This is a genomic window from Mesorhizobium sp. M7A.F.Ca.CA.004.12.1.1 (assembly GCF_003997835.1).
GTDB lineage: Bacteria > Pseudomonadota > Alphaproteobacteria > Rhizobiales > Rhizobiaceae > Mesorhizobium.
In genome coordinates this window covers 1-944 of record NZ_RZRK01001314.1, presented here as the reverse complement: position 1 = coordinate 944, position 944 = coordinate 1, and the positions used below count along the sequence as shown (strand labels likewise).

Annotated in this window: 2 protein-coding genes; both read right to left on the bottom strand. The window is 62.5% G+C overall.

Annotated features, from left to right (window positions below):
• Window positions 1–7 precede the first annotated feature (7 nt).
• Window positions 8–391 carry a hypothetical protein gene (locus EN984_RS36050; protein WP_127271285.1) on the bottom strand — a complete coding sequence of 128 codons (384 nt, stop codon included), beginning with the start codon at window positions 389–391 and terminating at the stop codon, window positions 8–10.
• 2 nt (window positions 392–393) lie between these two features.
• Window positions 394–944, bottom strand: a 551-nt coding sequence (gene fliR, locus EN984_RS36045; RefSeq protein ID WP_127384427.1) for a flagellar biosynthetic protein FliR, incomplete at its 5' end; no start/stop codon positions are given.

The window sequence follows — 944 nt, the reverse complement described above, 5'->3', positions numbered from 1 at the left end:
CTCCCAACTACTCCTGCGTCCGCTTCTGCGTGATCAGGTCCAGCCGCTCGCGGTCGGAGCGTTCGCGTTCGTCGCGGTTGCGTACGTCCTTGTAGGCGCGCTCGACCATGTTGGTGCGGGCGGTCGCCGCGGCGATGAGGCTGGCTTCCTGCCTGGCGCTCGCCAGGTTCGCTTCCTGGCGCACCACCGCCTGGGCAATGCGGCGATGGTAGAGATCGGGAAACAGGGCGGAGAGCGAATCGGCCTGGTCGAAATGGCCGACCAGTTCCTTGGCCTCGGCCTCGGCGGCACTGGCCGCCGCAAGGAAGGTGGCGTGGCGGGTTTCGTGCAGCGCCTTCAGCTGTTCCTGAACCTTGACCAGCTTCTTGAGGCGGTCCTTGCGCGTGCTCATTTCTATCTCGCCAATGTCAGATCGACGAAGCCGTCGACGAACAGCGACAGCATGGTGCCGACGGCGAAATAGAAGATGATCATGCCGCCGGCGATGATGAAGGGCTGGGAGATGAAATAGATCGGGATCTGCGGCGTCAGCTTGTTGACGAAGCCGATCGTCAGATTGACGAGAATAGCATAGGCGACGAACGGGCTGCCGAGGCGGATGACCAGGAAGAACGTGTCCGACACCGTGTCGGTGACATCGACGAGGGCGGCCTGCGGGTTGAAGAAGACGTTGACCGGCGCGACCGTGTAGGAGGAAACCAGCGCGCGTATTATCTCGTGGTCGAAATCGAAGACGAACAGCATCAACAGCGCCGAGAACGAGATGATTGCGGCAAGGGCTGCCTGGGGTTCGGGCTCCTCGATCGCCGGTCCGCCGGTGCCGCCATAACCGACCAGCATGGCGATGGCCGAGCCCATGAAGCGCAGGGCTTCCATGTAGAGCCTGGTCATGGCGCCGATCAGGCCGCCGACCAGAAGTTCCGAGATGATCATCGGCACAAGTA

Coding starts and splice junctions, on each gene's coding strand:
- EN984_RS36050 (WP_127271285.1), bottom strand. CDS start 391: ATGAGCACGCGCAAGGACCGCCTCAAGAAGCTGGTCAAGGTTCAGGAA.